This window comes from Parendozoicomonas sp. 2304DJ65-17, assembly GCF_058148445.1.
Genome location: NZ_JBYVJV010000057.1, coordinates 1 through 268 on the forward strand (window position 1 = coordinate 1; position 268 = coordinate 268).

Annotated in this window: 1 protein-coding gene; it reads left to right on the forward strand. The window is 65.3% G+C overall.

Annotated features, from left to right (window positions below):
* Nucleotides 1-42 precede the first annotated feature (42 nt).
* Nucleotides 43-268: GH25 family lysozyme (locus ACY2RR_RS24520; RefSeq protein WP_490110822.1), on the forward strand; the 226-nt coding region annotated here is incomplete at its 3' end.

Consider the following 268-nt stretch of genomic DNA (forward strand, 5'->3'; position numbering starts at 1 on the left):
TCGGGAATTGCCGCCGTCAGCGTCGCCCTCGCCGCACCCGCTATCGCCCTCCTCCCCGGATCTGACGTCGCCAGCCACCAACACCCTGGCTCCATGGCCATCGACTGGGCTCGCGTGAAAGCCGCCGGACAGCAATTCGCCATCGTCAAAGCCACCGAAGGCCTCAGCTACGTCAACCCGCACTACCAGGAGGATTCCACCTCCATGCGGGCAGCCGACCTTATCCGCGGCACCTACCACTACGCCCTGCCGCAATACTCCGCCATTC